Here is a 17,099-nt window from a genome sequence, read left to right as displayed (position 1 = left end):
TTGAACGAGCGTTACGTTCCGATCAACAAAGGCAACTACTCGATGGACACGGACGAGCGCGAAGCCGCGTTCGACAGATACCGTGGCGAGGGTTGGGAAGCCGAATACGCAGATTACCGTCGCAAGTGGTCGGAATATGCCCTGAACCAGCAGGTTTCGGATTATCCGCTGCTGGTCGATCTCGAGCTGGCGTCGATCTGCAACCTGCGCTGCCCGATGTGCTATACGATCAGCGATGAGTTCAAGAAGAGCGTCAACACCACTCGGATGGACTGGGACCTCTACTGCCGCATCATCGATGAGATCGGCGGCAAGGTTCCTGCGATCCGTCTGTCGCTGCGCGGCGAAGCCACGCTGCACAAGCGCTTCGCCGATTGCGTACGCTATGCCAAGGATCACGGCATCAAAGAAGTCTCGACCCTCACGCACGGCTTCAAGCTCAACAGAGACTATTTCGCCCAGCTCGTCGATGCCGGCATCGACTGGATTACCGTTTCGATCGATGGCACCGGTGAGACCTATGAGAAGATACGCAAGCCGATCAAGTTCCAAGCCCTGCTCGACAAGATCAAAGACATAAAGAAATACAAGGACGAGCGCGGTCTCCACCGTCCTGTCATCAAGGTGCAGGGCATCTGGCCGGCGATCCGGGAAAACCCCGATCTCTATTACGACACTTTCGCGCCGCACGTGGATCTCGTCGCCTTCAATCCGCTGATCGACTACCTCGGCAACGATTCAGACATCGCCTATCTCGACAACTTCACCTGCCCGCAGCAATACCAGCGTTTGGTGATCGGTGCCGACGGCTTGGTGATGAAGTGCTCGAACGATGAGGAGAACCGCGAGGTTATCGGCAATGCGAACACCGAAACCGTGCACCAGATATGGCACGGGGAAAAAATGAACGCCGTCCGGGCTCTGCACAAGGAACCGCAGGGCTTCCTGAAGAGCGAGGTCTGCCGCAGGTGCTACCTGCCGAGAGAGACCAACGACGAAACCGCACAGATTTGCGGCAGGCAGGTCATTGTCCGGAATTACGTCGACCGGAACCAGGAAATCGGGCGATAATCGACCGCAATGTGCGCATACTCCTAGGGCATGCCATCAGCGCGCAAGGCAGCTTGCCGGTCGTGAATTACAGGGAGTGACGAATGTTCCGCAACTACCGGCCCGATCGCTGCTATATCATAGCCGAGATCGGCGGCAACTTTACGACGTTCGATCAGGCAAAGCGCCTGATCGACGAGGCAAAGGCGTCAGGCGTGGATGCCGTCAAGCTTCAGACCTATCGGGCCGAAACATTGTCGAGCCGGAATGCCATGTTCGACATGGAAAACACCGGCGTTACCTCGCAATTCGAGCTTTTCCGTAAATATGAAATCGGTCACGAGCTTCACGAAGCGGTTTTCCGCTATGCCGAGGAGCAAGCCCTGGACTGGTTTTCGTCTCCCTCGCATGAGACGGATGTCGACCTGCTGGAGAGATGCGGTGTTGGGGCCCACAAGGTGGGTTCGGACGATGCGGTCAACATCCCCTTTCTCCGCTATCTTGCAAGAACGGGCAAGCCGATCATCCTGTCGACGGGCATGTCGACGCTCGAAGAAGTTCGGGAATCCGTCGCAGCCATCAAGGAAGCCGGCAACGACAAGCTCATCCTGCTGCACGCCATCACAAGCTATCCGACGCATCCGGAAAATGTGAACCTGGGTGCGATGCAAACGATGATGAAGGCGTTTCCGGATCTCGATGTTGGCTATTCCGACCATACATTGAACCCTGTCGCGAGCCTTTGCGCGGTCGCGATGGGCGCCCGGGTCATCGAGCGGCATTTCACCTACGACAAAGCCGCCGATGGTCCCGATCACATGCTTTCGGCTGATCCAGCGGAAATGAAATGGCTTGTGGATGCGATACGCGCATTCGAGATCATGAAAGGCAGCGGTCGCAAAGAGCCGGCTGCAAGTGAGGCGACGACCAGATTGAACAACCGCAAGAGCGTCGTTCTCAATAGACGGCTCAAAGCCGGTGACGTCATTTCCGCCGGCGACATTTCGGTTAAGCGACCGGGGACGGGAATCGAGCCTAAGCATTTGGAAACTCTCACTGGGCGACGACTGCTAAGAGATCTCGAAGGCGACGCCGTCCTCCAGTGGAGCGATCTGGCGTGACGCTTGGAATCATCATCCAGGCGCGGATGGGATCGACGCGGCTACCGGGAAAAGTCCTTCGCGACATTGCCGGCAAGCCCCTTCTCGCACATGTCCTTGGCAGGCTTCAGATGTTGAAGCGGCCGGCCAAGATCGTCGTCGCGACATCATCGGCCGGCGAGAACGACATTGTCGAAGCTTGGTGCCTCGAGCACGGCGTAAGCTGCTTTCGCGGCGACGAAGCCGATGTTCTCGATCGTTATTTCCAATGTGCAAGATCGCTTGGGATGTCGGATATCGTGCGATTGACCGCCGATAATCCGTTCACTGATATCGAGGAGCTGGAGAGGCTGATCGCCCTGCACCAAAAGCACGGGTTTGACTACACGCACGCGTTCGGACAACTGCCCATCGGTGTCGGCGCCGAGATATTTACATTCGAAGCCTTGTCGCGCAGTCATCGCGACGGGAAACTGCCGCACCATCGCGAACATGTGAACGAATACTTCACCGATCGGCCCGAGCTCTTCAAGCTCGGTCAGCTCGATATTCCGCCGGCCAAAGTCGCTCCGAACCTGCGTCTGACGGTGGATACCGAGGAAGACTGGCGACGTGCCTGTGCGCTCGCCGCCCAGGCGGGTGGGACCTGGCTTGGGACAGAGGAAGCGATCAGACTATGTTCGTCCTCTGCATAGAGAGTTCGCATGCCCGCGGCATGGGGCATTTGTTTCGGTCGTTGACGCTCGCCACCGAACTGCGTTCGCGCGGGTATTCGGTCCGTTTCCTGGCGAATAATCATCCGAATTCGCTGAGAATCATTCGGGAGCGCGGCTTTGATGTCGCGCTCTACGATCTCGCCGCCGTCACGGGATGGGAAGAGGCTTTCGTCGACCCCGCCGTTCCTTCCCCGATCTGGATCAACGACCGCCTCAATACGAGAAGACCTCACAGCGAAACGATCAAGCGTTTGGGCGCCAAGCTCGTGACTTTTGATGATCGCGGCAATGGCGCAGAACTTGCCGACATGAATATCTGCGCGCTCCTTTTCGAAAAGACGGAGGATCTGAAGGGCGAGGATGTTCGGCTGGGGGTGGAGTACATGATACTCAATCCTGAAATCGCCAGGTATCGCAGAGTTCGGCAAAGCCTTGCATCGATACTCGTCACGCTCGGAGGCGCCGATACCTACGGAGTGACGGTGCGCGTCGCCAAATGGCTGAGCGGCAAGCCTTTTCCAGTCACCATCGTCACGGGCCCGAGCTTCCAGCATATGGCGGAGCTTGAAGAAGTCGTCTCGACCGCAGAGCCGGATCGGTTCAAGCTGTTGAACCAGGTGCCGTCGCTTGCGGCAGAGATGTATGGGCACGATCTGGCGATTACCGGCGGTGGCGTTACGCCCTTCGAAGCCTGTGCGGCCGGCCTGCCGTGCGTGGTGATCGCCAACGAGGCTTTCGAAATCCCGGTCGGCCGTGCTCTGGAAGGATTGGGGGCCGCGTTCTTTGCCGGACATCACTCGGCATTCGATCTGGGCATCCTGGAAGAGGCGCTTCCCATCAGGAGCATGAGCGAGACTGCCATGACCAGGGTCGACCTCGGCGGCGTAGGGCGTGTTGCCGATTTGCTGGAAAGATTGGCTGCATGACCATCACGGCGGTTATTCATCAGCCGGACTTCGCTTCATATCTCGGCTTTTTTCAGCGTTTCCTGAACGCTGACCTCTATATCGTTCTGGATCACGTCCAGTTCGTCCATGGCACAAGCAAAAGCTGGACGCACCGCGATAAGATCAAGACCGCGCAAGGTGACCGGTGGCTCACCGTCGGAATCAAAAAGCCGAGTCTCGGCACTCCGATTAACGAGGTGGAACTGGCGCCGGGCACCGGATGGATCGATCAGAACCTTTCCCTGCTTCGCGAAAATTATCGCAAGTCCGGGGGCTGGAGCGAAGTCTTTCCCTGTATCGAGGCCCTCTACGGCCAGCGGTTCGAGCTGTTGGCCGATTTCAACATGCATTTCCTCGAAGGCATTCTGGAGATGCTTGAGATCACCATGCCGACGGTGCGGTCGAGCACTTTAAGCCCCAAGGGGCATAAGAATGAGTTGCTCGTCGAACTGCTGCGCAAAGTCGGAGCAACGCGTTACCTCTCAGGCCTGGGCGCGCGCGACTACATGCGGCCTGAGGTGTTCGAGGCAGCGGGGGTCGAGATCGAATGGCAACATTTCGTCCATCCCGTATACCCGCAGCCTTTCGGCGAGTTCATGCCCTATCTCAGCATCCTCGACACACTGCTGAATTGTGGTATTGCAGGCACGCGTGACCTGCTCTGGAGTTGCAAATGAATATTCTCGCGATCGGTGCCCATTTTGACGACGTGGAGCTCGGCTGTGGCGGTGCACTGGCACGCCATGCGGCAAACGGCGACACGGTTTATGTCTATGTTGCAACCGTATCCGGCTTTTCCAACCAATATGATCAGTCCGTGCGCAGCAGCCAGGTCGCCAGGGCGGAAGCGGATGCTGCGATGGAAATTCTCGGCGTCCACAAGATGTTTTGCGGCGAGTTCAAAACGCTCCAGATCGAATTCGTCGATCCGCTGAATATCGAGATCCTCAAGCTGGTGCAGGATCTGAAGATCGACATGGTCTACACCCACTGGGTCGGAGATATCCACCATGACCATCTGGCCTTGTCGCGCGCCTCGCTGCATAGCTGCCGCCATGTGCCGCGCCTACTGATGTACCGCAGCAACTGGTATCACTCGACGGTCGATTTCCGGGGGAATTTCTACGTCGATATTACCTCCCACTGGGACCAGAAGGAAAAGGCGATCCTTGCCCATGAATCCGAGATGGAGCGTACAGGGCGGAAATGGGTGAGCTTCTTCCGCAATGAAGCGGAAAACGCCGGCCAGCGCATCGGTGTAAAATATGCCGAAGTGTTTGAGGTGGTGAAGTGGCTGCAGCCCTGAGAAAGGTTTTGACCTTTGGCTCCATGCTGCTTCCCTATGGTGTGCATGAGTTAAGGCGCAGGCTAAGTAGTCGTCACAAAATCTCTGCTGATGTTGCGAGATCCCTGGCAGGAAATCGACAGCTTGCCGGTCTGCACGCCGGCCAACGCTGTTTCATCTTAGGAAATGGCCCGAGCGTCAAGGGCTTGGATCTGTCGCGGCTTCAAGGCCAAAACGTTATCACCGTTTCCAACGGCTACCTGCATTCCGATTTTGACAAGTTCCAATCTCGTTATCATTGTGTTCCGCAGATTACCTATGGATTAATGACATCCGAGGACGTGATCCGCTGGTTTGAGGAGATGCACTCACATCTGGGAGCTGCGGAACTGTTCCTCAGCTCCACGGAAGCGGAACTCGTGCGGAAACACAATCTGTTTGTAGGGCGAACGGTTCGCTATCTGCTGCTGGGCGAAAGCTTCGACGATAAGCGATCGGACGAAATCGTCGATATTTCTCGACCGGTGCCGCGTGTCGAGTCGGTGCCGGTGATGGCCCTGATGATAGCGATGTACCTGGGTTTCAAGGAGATCATTCTGCTCGGCGTCGACCATGATCATTTCCTGTCATCGAGCTACCAATATGCGTTCGACCTCAAGGTCCAAAAGGGCATGGATAGCACCGCGAATGCGGACGGCACCTTGAGAACGAACCGTCACGATGACTTTCAAACGCTGGCGCGGCTGTGGCGACAATATCGAGCCATCGCAAACATAGCGAAAGCGAATGGCATCTGTATCGTCAATTCTACACCCGGTGGGGCGCTGGACGAATTTGACCGACGGCCTTTCGAAGCTTGGTTTGAAGAATGAGGCAGATTAATTTTTCGCTCCCGGGAATTCATTGTTTGCTTGAGGTCACGCGGGAATCGCCGCAAGCCCGCGAACAGGACGTTTTGAGCGAATTTCGGCGTCACAACGTCGTTTTCGACGGGCCTCACAACGATTGGCGCTCGGCACTGGCTGCTGCAGATGGATATGACGCGCCGGCTATTCTTGCCAAAGTTGTTGAAGCGACACGTGCAGTTGTTCAGGGTCGTGCCGAATATGAGCGAGACACGGTCGTTTTCACGGAAAGAAGCTATTCGCACCCCCTGCTTGCCTGGCTTCTTTATGTTGCATCCCGGTCTGATCTTCATTTGAGGGTGGTCGATTTTGGGGGCGCGTTGGGAAGTTCTTATTTTCAGCACCGCTCGGCATTGGCGCATCTTGCGGAACTGAAATGGTGCGTCGTCGAGCAGCCGCATTTTGTGATCGCGGGCCGAACGGAATTTGAAGATGCGCGGTTGAGCTTTTCCGACAGTCTGGATGAGGCGATTGATCGGGTGAAGCCCAATGTCGTTCTGCTGTCCGGCGTTCTCCAATATCTTGAATACCCTCTTGAATATCTTGAAAATCTTCTGTCGAAGGGCGTCAAGTTCATACTGATTGACAGGACAGCAGCGCAGTTCGATATCGCAGCCACACCTTTCGTGCAGCATGTGCCCGCGTGGATCTACAGCGCGAGCTACCCGGTATGGTTCTTGAACGCGGATGAAATGCAGGACGGCTTTGCCAGGCATGGATATGAGGTGCTGGATCGTTTCCAGCCGGCCGGGACATTTGGCTCAGTGACGCCGCCGCCCTTGCAAGAACTGAAGCGTTGGGGCATTGGCGTTACACCAGCGCCTCAGCAGCACGAATGGCCGTATGTTGGCTGGTTTCTCGAGAAGCTGGAAAGCTAGCGAATGCGCGTGAACGTCATTATCCCGGTTTTCAACCGCCTTGAACATACCCGTAAGGTTTTGGAAGCTCTTCGGAAGCAGACCGTCTTTGACGCCATGACGATCGTCATCGTCAACGACGGTTCGACCGATGGAACCGCAAAATACCTGCAATCGCAGAGCGATCTGACCGAAATCCGAGGCGACGGTAATCTCTGGTGGGGCGGCGCCATCGAGGAAGGACTGAAACATGTGCTTCCCGGCTGCCGACCGGACGACTATGTCCTGTTTCTCAACAATGATACCTGGTTTGGCGACAATTTTGTTGAAGCGCTGGTGCAGGCATCCAAAGAAAACGGCGGAGCCGCGGTCGGAAGCGTCATCCATGAAGAGGGGCGGGATCCACCGCTTGTCAGTATTGGGGCAAGGGTCAACATCAATCGGCTTGCTGTCTGGGATCTGCTTTCGGAATTGAGCGAAACGGAAAAACAGTCGCCCGCCCGCCAGTATCGTGTTGATGCACTGAGTGGCCGGGGAACGCTTTACCCGGCGATCCTGTTTCGCAGACATGGTGGTATGCGACCGAACCTGTTGCCGCACTACATGGCCGACTACGAAATCGCCATGCGCTTTGCGCGTGCGGGAGTGCCTCTGGTTGTCAGCAGCAAGGCAATCGTCTATTCGCCTCCGGTATATGGAAACGACGCGTCCAGCCTTTCGTGGCGAAAGCGGTTGTTTGGCAGGCGTTCGGCGCACAACGTGTTTCAGCGTCTTATTTTTTACTCGCTTGTCGGGTCACCGGTGCAACGCATAACTGCGCCGATCCGTATGGCGTATTTCTCCTGCAGCCGCGCGTTTTCAACGTGGAGGTCATTGGCGAAACGGAAGGAAGGAACGATATGAGCGGCGGCCAGCACCAGCAGTGCATCGCGTGCGGATCGAAGATGCGAACCTTTATCGAGCGCATCAGTGATGATCGATACGGCTGCCCCGGCGTCTACTCGATAGACCGCTGCGTTTCTTGCGGCCACATGTCGACTGCGCCACGGCTGACGGAAGAGGATCTGCCGGCGCTCTACAGCAATTATTATCCCCGCCGGGAGATCGATTTTGATGCGCTTGAAAAAGAGGCCGCTCTTGTCGAGAAACCTCTTGCCGGATTCCGCCGGTGGGCTGCCGGCACCGACAACCAGGGGCATTATCTCGCCAAGCCGGGGCAGAAAGTCCTGGATATCGGCTGTGGCTCCTGCCTCTCTCTGTTGGAGATGCAAAAGCTCGGCGTGGAATGCTGGGGTGTGGAGGCTGATCCGAACGTTCGGACAATTGCCGAAAAATATGGCTTACGCGTTCATATCGGCAACATCTATGACGTGCCGTTCGCAGATCAGAAATTTGATCTGATCGTGCTGAACCAGGTCATCGAACATGTGCCCGATCCGCTTGCGATGCTGGCGGCCCTCAAGGGCCGTCTCAATGAAGACGGACGCGTCATATTGGCTTTCCCGAATACCGGTTCCTTTCATCGCAAGCTCTGGAAGTTGCGTTGGATAAACTGGCACATTCCGTACCATCAGAACCATTTCAACCGAACCTCCTTCACGTTGCTTGCGCGAAAATCCGGTTACGATGTCAAGCGCATCAGGACGATCACTCCCAATTTGTGGTCGGTGCTCCAACTGCGAACCTCGCAGGAGCAGCGGCAGGAGGGAAGGGCCTCCAATACCTGGTCGGAAAGCGGCAGTTCTCAGAAGCCCCCGAGCTTTGTTCGAAAGCTCCGCAATGTCACCGTTACGCGCGGCGCACGCCTTGCCGGCGCCATGATGGGCTTTATGAACCGGGCTCTGGATGCAACGGGGCAGGGCGATAGTCTCCTGGTCGAACTCCGGCTCTCCGCGACAGAGAACTAGGATCAGCGTCATGCGGATTGCCGTATTCGATACCTACTATTCCCGATTCCTGACGATGCATTATCATCGCAATCGGGATTTGAGGTCCGCCTCCTCCCAAAAGCAGACGGACGCTCTGCTTGAGGCTGCTTTCGGCACGTCCGATTTCTACTCGCGCCACCTGAAAGAGCTCGGCTGCGATGTCATCGATATCGTCGGCAATTGCGTTCCGCTGCAATCGGCCTGGGCGCGGGAGAACAACGAACCATTCAGCCCATGGGCGATGAAACTGCCGCATCGTTTTTTTAGGCTGCCTTATATCGGTGCGCGCCTGGCAGCGCTCCCCGGCCTGCTGGAAGTCGCAATGGCGCGGGTTCGATCATTCAAGCCGGACGTCCTTTATTGTCAGGATCTCAGTTTTTTTCCGCCTCATGCTCTGATGGGGTTGAAAAAGACTGTGCCTTTGATCGTCGGCCAAATCGCTTGTCCCCTGCCGCCAGACAACTTTCTGCGGCCCTATGACCTCATTCTGACCTCCTTCCCCCATTTCGTACCTCGTTTTCATGAAATGGGCATAAAATCCGAATATTTCAGGATCGGCTTCGATACCCGGGTGCTCGATATCCTCGGCGATGTCCCACGCGACGTGCCGGTGAGTTTCGTCGGCGGCATAAGCCGTCATCATGGCAAGGCGATCCCGATGCTCGAACATCTCGCCGAAACCACGCCGATACAGTTTTTTGGCTATGGTGCGGCGACACTTCCACGCTCATCTCCCATCCGAAAGCGTCATAATGGGGAAGTCTGGGGTCCGGACATGTACCGCGCTCTGGCGCGTAGCCGGATCACCGTCAACCGACATATCAATGTTGCCGAGAGCAATGCCAACAACATGCGGCTTTATGAGGCGACCGGTGTCGGATCGCTGCTCATTACCGACCAAAAAGACAATCTCGGTGAGATTTTCGACGTCGGCAAGGAGGTCGTTGCCTATTCCAGTCCTGAAGAAGCCGCGGAACTCATCCGCTACTATATAGATCATCCCGACGAGGCCGATGCCATCGCGAAGGCCGGCCAGGCGAGGACGCTGAAAGATCACACCTACAAGTCGAGAATGAAAGAGTTGATGCCGATCCTCGAGAGACATCTGGAGAATCAGGGTTGATGTCATTTGTTCGTACGACTCTCAACCGCTTTCCGGTATTGAAGAGCCAGCTGAAGCGATTGCGTGAACGGCTGCTGCCGGCTGCATCGGTATCGTCCCACTACGTCGAGATCGATTCAGCTCGGCGAGACAGCGAAAGCTGGCGCCTAGCTGCATCGTGGAAAGCGAATGATCTGCCTGCACGCCAGAGAGCGCTCGTCGAGCGCCAGTTGAAGGAATATCGCGGCGGTGCTTCCATCGATGTATTCGATGTCTTTACCGCCGCGCTGCGTAAGATCGACAATCTTCCGGCGGCCGGTTCGTTGCTCGAAATCGGTTGCTCCAGCGGATATTACTCCGAAGTGCTTGAGGTAAATGGCCTGCCGTTTCGGTATCACGGCTGCGATTATTCCGATGCCTTCATCGAGATGGCGCGCCGCATCTATCCGGCACTGTCGTTCGATGTGGAGGATGCAACACGGCTCAGCTATCAGGACAATGCTTATGATGTTGTGGTTTCGGGATGCTGTCTGCTGCATATCGCCGACTATGAAGCGGCGATTGCAGAAAGCGCCCGCGTCGCCAAAGACTACGTCATCTTTCACCGCACTCCCATTGTCTACGGTGAACCCACCAAGTATTTCCGCAAGCAGGCCTATGGCGTCGAGACCATGGAAATCCATTTTTCCGAGCCGGAGCTATTGGATAGCTTTCGGGTTCACGGCCTCGAAGTCCTGGCGACCTTCACGCTGAACGAGAATGCGGACCCGCGTGACAGCAGCAAGGGCAATGCAAGCCGCACCTATTTGTGCAGGAAACAATCTCAATCATGACGACCTACTTCTGTACCCTTTTCGACAGTGGCTATCTCATCAAGGGCATGGCTATGATGGAGAGCCTCGTCCAGTGGTGCCCAGACGCGCATATTTTTGTGCTCTGCATGGATCAGCAGGCGCAGGAGATACTGACCGCCTCCAACAGGTCCTACATCAACTGCATCGCGCTTGCCGACCTGGAGACGCCGGAACTCCTGGAGGCCAAGAAATCGCGCGGCGTCGCCGAGTATTGCTGGACCTTGTCTCCCTGCCTGCCGACCTTCGTGCTGCAGCATCACCCGGAAATCGATTTCATCACCTATCTCGACTCGGATCTGCTGTTTTATTCGCCGATCCAACCCATCTTCGATGAAATCGGCGATAATTCCATCGCGATTATCGAACATCGTTTTGCCCCGCGGCTGCAGGACAGGGAGGTGAACGGTCGCTTTTGCGTGGAATGGGTGAGTTTCCGACGCGACGAGGAGGGAATGCGCTGCCTGGACCGCTGGCGCGAGCAATGCATCGAATGGTGTTACTACCGCCTCGAAGACGGCAAGATGGGCGACCAGAAATATTTGGACGAATGGCCGGATCTCTATCTGCATTGCCACATCATCGAACATCCGGGCGCCGGCGTTGCCCCCTGGAATTACGAGAAACTGCATTTTACGCAGGATGCGTCCGGTCAGATCGAGGTCGACGGCTCACCTCTGATCTTCTATCACTTCCATCAGTTCCAGCTGCTGGCCAATGGCGATTTCAATCGACTGTCGACATTCTACACCTCCGTCTGCGAGGAACCGGTCGTTGCTTACGAAGCTTACGAGCGTGCCTTGATGCGAGCGCTGGATGCGATCAGGACGATTTCGCCGGGCTTTTCCGGCGGCCTACGTCCTGTTCGTGCCGTGGCGCTCCGCAGATGGGTGCAGCGTCATGTACCCCTGCCGATCAAACGTTTCCTCCACCGTTTCATCAGATATTGAGGTCACCTTAGCGGGCGCGAGAAATCTGGCGTCCTCCAACCTATTGGTATTGACGGTCGATCCATTGGCGGTAATTGCCGCTCGTGACGCTTTCTATCCAGGCTTCATTGGCAAGATACCATTCGACGGTCTTGCGGATGCCCGTATCGAATGTCTCACTTGGGCGCCAGTTCAGTTCCCGCTCGATTTTGGCCGCATCGATGGCGTACCGGCGATCATGGCCGGGGCGGTCGCGCACGAAAGTCATCTGCGACGTATAGCTTGCCCGGTCGGGCCGTGGCCTCAATTCATCAAGGATCCCGCAGAGCGTATTGACCACCGACAGGTTCGTCAGTTCGTTCCTGCCGCCGACATTGTAGGTTTCCCCGGCTTTTCCAGCCTCCAGAACGCGTCGGATCGCGCTGCAATGATCCTTGACGAAAAGCCAGTCGCGTACCTGCATTCCGTCCCCGTAGATCGGAATCTGTTTGCCCGAGAGGGCATTGTGGATGACCAGGGGAATAAGCTTCTCGGGAAAATGATAGGGGCCGTAGTTGTTCGAACAGTTCGTCGTCAGCACCGGTAAGCCGTAGGTGTGATGATAGGCGCGAACCAGATGATCGCTGGCCGCCTTGCTCGCGGAATAAGGGCTGTTTGGTTCGTACTTGCGATCTTCACTAAAGGCGGCTTCCAGGGGTGCGAGCGAACCGTAGACCTCGTCCGTCGACACATGGAGAAAACGAAAGCTTTCCAGGAAGGTTTCATCCTGCAAGGCAAGAAATCCGCGGATGGCCTCCAACAGGCGAAACGTGCCGACGATATTCGTCTGGATAAATTCTTCGGGCCCGTGGATCGATCGGTCGACGTGGCTTTCGGCGGCGAAATTCAGGACCGCACGGGGGCTATGGGACCGGAGCAGTCCCGCAACGAGATCGTAATCCGCGATGCTGCCTTTGACAAAGAGATGGCGCGGGTCGTTCCAGACGGAGGCCAGATTCTCCAGATTGCCGGCATAGGTCAGCACATCGAGATTGACGATCGGTTCATCATGAAGCGCAAGCCAATCGAGCACGAAATTCGCACCGATGAAACCAGCTCCCCCCGTCACCAGGATCATATTTTCTCCCTTGGAGTTCTGACAGTATGGAGTGTTCTAGTCTCATCGTGCCGATCTCACGTCAACCGAAGAGATCGAGCATGCTTATTTCGCTGGCCAGGCCGCGGTCACATGGGGGTTGCGCTAGTTCGGCCGTTTCCATAAACACGTCCCGAAGATTGTATCGAAAGACGATGTGAAAAAATGACAAAAACCGCGCTGATTACTGGGGTGACTGGTCAGGATGGTGCCTATCTGGCCGAATTGCTTCTGAGCAAGGGCTATACGGTGCATGGTATCAAGCGCCGGTCATCGTCTTTCAATACCGGCCGTATCGAGCATATTTACCAGGATCCGCACGAGGCGCATCCACGCTTCATTCTGCACTATGGCGATATGATCGACTCGACCAACCTCCTGCGGATCGTGCAGCAGACGCAGCCCGATGAAATCTACAATCTTGCCGCCCAGAGCCATGTCGGCGTCAGCTTCGAAACGCCTGAATATACGGCGGATGCCGATGGTATCGGGACGTTGAGGCTGCTCGAGGCGATCCGTATCCTGCGGCTCGAGGAAAAGACCCGGTTCTACCAGGCATCGACCTCGGAACTCTACGGTCTTGTGCAGGAAGTGCCGCAGAGCGAGAAGACGCCGTTTTACCCGCGTTCTCCCTATGCCGCAGCCAAGCTCTATGCCTACTGGATCGTGGTGAATTATCGCGAAGCCTATGGCATGCATGCGTCGAACGGCATTCTTTTCAATCACGAAAGCCCGCTTCGCGGCGAGACCTTCGTCACGCGCAAGATCACGATGGCCGTAGCCGCCATCCATCTCGGCCTTCAGGATAAGCTCTTCCTCGGCAATCTTGACGCCAAGCGCGACTGGGGTCATGCACGTGAGTATGTTGAAGGCATGTGGCGCATGCTGCAGCAAGACAAGCCGGATGACTATGTCTTGGCGACAGGCGAGACAACGAGTGTCCGCCAGTTTGTCGAATGGGCGTTTGCAGACGTCGGTATTGCTTTGGAATGGAAGGGTTCCGGCGTAGACGAAAAGGGTTATGATTCCGCGTCCGGTGCGTGCCTCGTGGAAGTCGATCCTCGGTATTTCCGCCCGACGGAAGTCGATCTTCTGCTGGGTGACCCGACCAAGGCGCGCCAGAAGCTGGGCTGGCAGCACAAGACCCCGGTTCGCGAACTCGCCGCCGAAATGGTGCGCGAGGATGTCAAGCACTGGAAGGCGCAAAACAGCCGGAAAGAGATCTAAGTGTACGACTTGTCCAACAAGAAGATTTGGGTTGCTGGTCATCGCGGTATGGTCGGCAGTGCTCTTGTGCGCAGGCTTCAATCCGAAGATTGCAGCGTCATCACGGCCACGCGCCGTGAGGTCGATTTGAAGCGGCAGGACGAGGTCGAGAAATTTGTTGAAGCAAACCGACCCGACGCGATCATTCTCGCCGCTGCCAAGGTTGGCGGTATCCTCGCCAATGACAGTTATCCGGCAGAATTCATCTATGACAATCTGATTATCGAAGCGAACATCTTCGAAGCCGCCCACCAGGGGGGAGTGGACCGGCTGCTGTTCCTGGGTTCAAGCTGCATTTATCCGAAGCTCGCTCCACAGCCGATTCCCGAAGAGGCTCTCTTGACCGGTGCACTCGAGCCGACCAACGAATGGTACGCGATCGCCAAGATCGCCGGTATTAAGCTCGCGGAAGCCTATCGTAAGCAATACGGCCGCGATTATATTTCGGCCATGCCGACCAATCTTTATGGCCCGGGCGACAATTTCGACCTGACATCCAGCCATGTGCTGCCGGCGCTTATCCGCAAGGCGCACGCTGCGAAACTTCGCAAAGACCCGCATATGGTGGTGTGGGGCACCGGAACCCCGCGCCGCGAATTTCTGCACGTCGATGACTGCGCCGACGCGCTGGTGTTTCTTCTCAAGACATATTCGGGCTCGCAGCACGTCAACGTCGGCTCGGGGACGGATCTCGAAATTATCGAATTGACGCGGTTGGTCTGCCGCGTTGTCGGTTATGAGGGTGAGATCATTCATGATCTTTCCAAGCCCGATGGTACGCCGCGAAAGCTGATGAGCAATCAGAAGCTGCAGGACATGGGCTGGAAGCCGCGCATCTCGCTTGAGGATGGCATCCGAGCCACTTATGCTTGGTTCCTGGAGTTCGAGAATACGTCCGACCCAGCGGCCTGATATCAGGCAAACCAGCATTTATCCCCGCGACGATCTTTGCGACACAGACGGTGTCGCAGGGCTGGCGCCTGGGCAACATGCCAGTGATAAGATCGCCGCTATGCCGTCTGGGTGATCAGCCCGTTGACGGAAGCACCTTTCCTGTCAATTTCCCGAGCCGTTCGAACACGGCAACCCGCTCGGGAAATCGTCGCCGTCTGGATTCAACAAATGTTTGATCAGTGAAATTGTTTGGCTGGGGAACCTGGACTCGAACCAAGATTAACGGAGTCAGAGTCCGTCGTTCTACCATTGAACTATTCCCCAGCAGTCGCCGCCGAAGCATGGCTTGGCTGCTGTGCGGCGCTTATAACCAAAAGCGGGCGGATTGCAAATACCCGTTTTGAAAAAATTCGGTGCTGCCGCGAAGCGGTGAAAGGATCCCCAAATCCCGCTCACAAAAAAGAATTTGGTGATTTTGGCGGGCGCTGATATTCTTGCCGCAACGCAAAAATCGAACGAGCGCCTGCTGCATACCTCAGGGAGTTGCGCGGCGCGGTGGAAAAACAACGTGGAAGACCCCGAAGGCGGCGCAAAGCCGCAATTTGACGGGGCGTCGGCGGCAGGGCGCAAGGACGGCAAGAAGTCCAGGCGCCGCAAGGGCAAGCGTGGCGGGCAATCCCGCAGCGCGGCTCATCCCGCTTCGCATGAGCTTTCCGGCAATGCCGGGCAGTCTGCGCGCCCGATGGAAGATGCGGCCGGAAGTCCGGCCCGCAAGCGAAAGCGTCGCCGCCGTGGCGGCCAAGGCGCTGCGCAGGACGGTTCATCTCATCCCCAAGCGATGGAACAGGCGAGAGCGGCAAGCAATGCTGCCCGGGCCGAAGGCGAGCAGACGCCGAGCCGGCGTAACCGCCGCAAACATCGCGGCAAGCGCGGTCTTCAGGGCCGGCCGCTGACGGCGGCAAAACCTTCCCCGCCGCAGCAGGAGAGCCGCGCCGAAGAGACCGTGCAGCGCGCCGAGTCGCGCGAGGCGCAGAACAGCGCAAATGCCGGCCGCAGGGGGCGCCAGGATGGTCATAGCAATTCCGGTTATCCAGGGGATCGCCAGGCCGGCGAACATGCGTGGCCGGACGAACTCTACGCCGCTCTCGATCTCGGCACCAACAATTGCCGTCTCCTGATCGCCCAGCCGACCCGCCCGGGGCAATTCCGGGTGGTCGACGCCTTCTCCCGCATCGTGCGCCTTGGCGAAGGCCTGGCGGCCAGCGGCCGTCTGTCCGACGAGGCGATGGAAAGGGCGATCGAAGCGCTGAGGATCTGCGCCTCCAAGCTCAGAAACCGGGAGATCCGCCGCATGCGGTTGATCGCCACCGAAGCCTGCCGCCAGGCGGTCAATGGTGAGGAATTCCTCGCCCGGGTCGTTGCCGAAACCGGCCTGGCGCTCGAGATCATCGATCGAGAGACCGAAGCGCGGCTCGCCGTCTCCGGCTGCTCCTCGCTGGTCGGGCGTGAAACCCGCTCCGTCGTGCTCTTCGATATTGGCGGCGGCTCGTCGGAGATCGCCGTCATTCGCATCGGCGACAATCGCTACAGCCGGCTGGCCAATCACATCACCCACTGGACATCGCTGCCGGTCGGCGTCGTGACGCTGTCGGAGCGTCATGGCGGGCGCGACGTCACGCCGGAAGCTTTCGAAGGCATGGTGCGCGAAGTTGGCGGCATGCTCGAAGGCTTCGATTGCCCGGAGATCGAGGTCGCCCAGACCGGCGATTTCCATCTGATCGGCACATCGGGCACGGTGACGACGCTTGCCGGCGTCCATCTCGACCTGCCGCGTTATGACCGGCGCAAGGTCGACGGCATTTGGCTGTCCGACGACGAGGTCTCCGCTATGCAGGCAAAGCTGCTCTCCTGGAATTTCGAAAGCCGTGCCGCCAATCCCTGCATCGGGCCGGATCGGGCCGATCTGGTACTCGCCGGCTGCGCCATCCTCGAGGCGATCCGCCGCCGCTGGCCGAGCCCGCGCATGCGGGTCGCCGATCGCGGCTTGAGGGAAGGCCTGCTCACCGACATGATGGCCGATGACGGCGTGTGGCGACGCAACCGCAACCGCCGCGGCCAGCGTGCTAGATAAGGA

General features: G+C 57.3%; 17 protein-coding genes and 1 tRNA gene. 16 read left to right on the top strand and 2 right to left on the bottom strand.

Annotated elements, in window-relative coordinates; genetic code table 11:
• The 13 genes from FHX03_RS03430 to FHX03_RS03370 all read left to right on the top strand — a co-directional run bounded on the left by FHX03_RS03430 (position 1) and on the right by FHX03_RS03370 (position 11,691).
• On the top strand, positions 1 to 1,071 hold the full coding sequence (locus FHX03_RS03430; protein WP_097623943.1) for a radical SAM/SPASM domain-containing protein: 1,071 nt from the start codon (positions 1 to 3) through the stop codon (positions 1,069 to 1,071).
• An 83-nt stretch (positions 1,072 to 1,154) separates the two neighbouring features.
• Complete coding sequence (locus FHX03_RS03425; protein ID WP_097623944.1) at positions 1,155 to 2,171, top strand: N-acetylneuraminate synthase family protein; 1,017 nt, start codon at positions 1,155 to 1,157, stop codon at positions 2,169 to 2,171.
• Positions 2,168 to 2,845, top strand: coding sequence for a cytidylyltransferase domain-containing protein (locus FHX03_RS03420; protein WP_097623945.1), 678 nt, complete (start codon positions 2,168 to 2,170; stop codon positions 2,843 to 2,845). The genes FHX03_RS03425 and FHX03_RS03420 overlap by 4 nt, the downstream gene beginning before the upstream one ends.
• Positions 2,827 to 3,792 carry a PseG/SpsG family protein gene (locus tag FHX03_RS03415; protein ID WP_097623946.1) on the top strand — a complete coding sequence of 322 codons (966 nt, stop codon included), beginning with the start codon at positions 2,827 to 2,829 and terminating at the stop codon, positions 3,790 to 3,792. Before FHX03_RS03420 ends, FHX03_RS03415 begins: the two co-directional genes overlap by 19 nt.
• Positions 3,789 to 4,490: a WbqC family protein gene (locus FHX03_RS03410; RefSeq protein ID WP_097623947.1), complete on the top strand. Its 702-nt coding sequence runs from the start codon at positions 3,789 to 3,791 to the stop codon at positions 4,488 to 4,490. Before FHX03_RS03415 ends, FHX03_RS03410 begins: the two co-directional genes overlap by 4 nt.
• Positions 4,487 to 5,119, top strand: coding sequence for a PIG-L deacetylase family protein (locus tag FHX03_RS03405; protein ID WP_003556714.1), 633 nt, complete (start codon positions 4,487 to 4,489; stop codon positions 5,117 to 5,119). Before FHX03_RS03410 ends, FHX03_RS03405 begins: the two co-directional genes overlap by 4 nt.
• The gene (locus tag FHX03_RS03400; protein ID WP_183852591.1) at positions 5,104 to 5,970 is read left to right on the top strand and encodes a hypothetical protein; all 867 of its coding nucleotides are present in this window, start codon (positions 5,104 to 5,106) and stop codon (positions 5,968 to 5,970) included. The genes FHX03_RS03405 and FHX03_RS03400 overlap by 16 nt, the downstream gene beginning before the upstream one ends.
• Entirely contained in the window at positions 5,967 to 6,881 is a 915-nt protein-coding gene (locus FHX03_RS03395) for a TIGR04325 family methyltransferase (protein ID WP_097623948.1), read from the top strand. Before FHX03_RS03400 ends, FHX03_RS03395 begins: the two co-directional genes overlap by 4 nt.
• A 3-nt stretch (positions 6,882 to 6,884) precedes the next feature.
• Positions 6,885 to 7,763 carry a glycosyltransferase family 2 protein gene (locus FHX03_RS03390; RefSeq protein ID WP_097623949.1) on the top strand — a complete coding sequence of 293 codons (879 nt, stop codon included), beginning with the start codon at positions 6,885 to 6,887 and terminating at the stop codon, positions 7,761 to 7,763.
• A complete protein-coding gene (locus FHX03_RS03385; RefSeq protein WP_097623950.1) occupies positions 7,760 to 8,767 on the top strand; it encodes a class I SAM-dependent methyltransferase in 1,008 nt (335 codons plus the stop codon). The genes FHX03_RS03390 and FHX03_RS03385 overlap by 4 nt, the downstream gene beginning before the upstream one ends.
• Before the next feature lie 262 nt (positions 8,768 to 9,029).
• Positions 9,030 to 9,911 (top strand): glycosyltransferase, encoded by an 882-nt coding sequence (locus FHX03_RS03380; protein ID WP_239619872.1) that lies wholly within the window; start codon positions 9,030 to 9,032, stop codon positions 9,909 to 9,911.
• Positions 9,911 to 10,723, top strand: coding sequence for a class I SAM-dependent methyltransferase (locus FHX03_RS03375; RefSeq protein WP_097623952.1), 813 nt, complete (start codon positions 9,911 to 9,913; stop codon positions 10,721 to 10,723). The genes FHX03_RS03380 and FHX03_RS03375 overlap by 1 nt, the downstream gene beginning before the upstream one ends.
• Positions 10,720 to 11,691 carry a hypothetical protein gene (locus FHX03_RS03370; protein ID WP_097623953.1) on the top strand — a complete coding sequence of 324 codons (972 nt, stop codon included), beginning with the start codon at positions 10,720 to 10,722 and terminating at the stop codon, positions 11,689 to 11,691. Before FHX03_RS03375 ends, FHX03_RS03370 begins: the two co-directional genes overlap by 4 nt.
• A gap of 40 nt (positions 11,692 to 11,731) precedes the next feature.
• Here FHX03_RS03370 and rfbB read toward each other — a convergent pair whose 3' ends face one another.
• A complete protein-coding gene (gene rfbB / locus FHX03_RS03365) occupies positions 11,732 to 12,787 on the bottom strand; it encodes a dTDP-glucose 4,6-dehydratase (protein ID WP_183777226.1) in 1,056 nt (351 codons plus the stop codon).
• A gap of 183 nt (positions 12,788 to 12,970) precedes the next feature.
• Here rfbB and gmd point away from each other — a divergent pair, with 183 nt between their 5' ends.
• On the top strand, positions 12,971 to 14,032 hold the full coding sequence (gene gmd, locus FHX03_RS03360) for a GDP-mannose 4,6-dehydratase (RefSeq protein ID WP_012556676.1): 1,062 nt from the start codon (positions 12,971 to 12,973) through the stop codon (positions 14,030 to 14,032).
• Positions 14,033 to 14,983, top strand: a complete 951-nt coding sequence (locus tag FHX03_RS03355; protein ID WP_310806854.1) for a GDP-L-fucose synthase — start codon at positions 14,033 to 14,035, stop codon at positions 14,981 to 14,983.
• Between the two features lie 232 nt (positions 14,984 to 15,215).
• Here the strand turns inward: FHX03_RS03355 and FHX03_RS03350 are convergent.
• Positions 15,216 to 15,289 (bottom strand) — tRNA-Gln (locus tag FHX03_RS03350).
• 244 nt (positions 15,290 to 15,533) lie between these two features.
• Between FHX03_RS03350 and FHX03_RS03345 the strand changes: the two genes are divergently transcribed.
• Entirely contained in the window at positions 15,534 to 17,096 is a 1,563-nt protein-coding gene (locus FHX03_RS03345) for an exopolyphosphatase (protein WP_183777227.1), read from the top strand.
• The last annotated feature ends 3 nt before the right edge of the window (positions 17,097 to 17,099 follow it).

The sequence above is a fragment of the Rhizobium sp. BK456 genome (assembly GCF_014194045.1).
GTDB lineage: Bacteria > Pseudomonadota > Alphaproteobacteria > Rhizobiales > Rhizobiaceae > Rhizobium > Rhizobium redzepovicii.
This window is presented reverse-complemented; position numbering and strand designations above follow the sequence as displayed.

Excerpts from the sequence above, each read along its gene's own strand:
- FHX03_RS03415 (WP_097623946.1), top strand. The coding sequence starts at position 2,827 with ATGTTCGTCCTCTGCATAGAGAGTTCGCATGCCCGCGGCATGGGGCAT.
- rfbB (WP_183777226.1), bottom strand. The coding sequence starts at position 12,787 with ATGATCCTGGTGACGGGGGGAGCTGGTTTCATCGGTGCGAATTTCGTG.
- FHX03_RS03390 (WP_097623949.1), top strand. The coding sequence starts at position 6,885 with ATGCGCGTGAACGTCATTATCCCGGTTTTCAACCGCCTTGAACATACC.
- FHX03_RS03380 (WP_239619872.1), top strand. The coding sequence starts at position 9,030 with ATGAAACTGCCGCATCGTTTTTTTAGGCTGCCTTATATCGGTGCGCGC.
- FHX03_RS03385 (WP_097623950.1), top strand. The coding sequence starts at position 7,760 with ATGAGCGGCGGCCAGCACCAGCAGTGCATCGCGTGCGGATCGAAGATG.
- FHX03_RS03405 (WP_003556714.1), top strand. The coding sequence starts at position 4,487 with ATGAATATTCTCGCGATCGGTGCCCATTTTGACGACGTGGAGCTCGGC.
- FHX03_RS03410 (WP_097623947.1), top strand. The coding sequence starts at position 3,789 with ATGACCATCACGGCGGTTATTCATCAGCCGGACTTCGCTTCATATCTC.
- FHX03_RS03375 (WP_097623952.1), top strand. The coding sequence starts at position 9,911 with ATGTCATTTGTTCGTACGACTCTCAACCGCTTTCCGGTATTGAAGAGC.
- FHX03_RS03425 (WP_097623944.1), top strand. The coding sequence starts at position 1,155 with ATGTTCCGCAACTACCGGCCCGATCGCTGCTATATCATAGCCGAGATC.
- gmd (WP_012556676.1), top strand. The coding sequence starts at position 12,971 with ATGACAAAAACCGCGCTGATTACTGGGGTGACTGGTCAGGATGGTGCC.
- FHX03_RS03395 (WP_097623948.1), top strand. The coding sequence starts at position 5,967 with ATGAGGCAGATTAATTTTTCGCTCCCGGGAATTCATTGTTTGCTTGAG.
- FHX03_RS03370 (WP_097623953.1), top strand. The coding sequence starts at position 10,720 with ATGACGACCTACTTCTGTACCCTTTTCGACAGTGGCTATCTCATCAAG.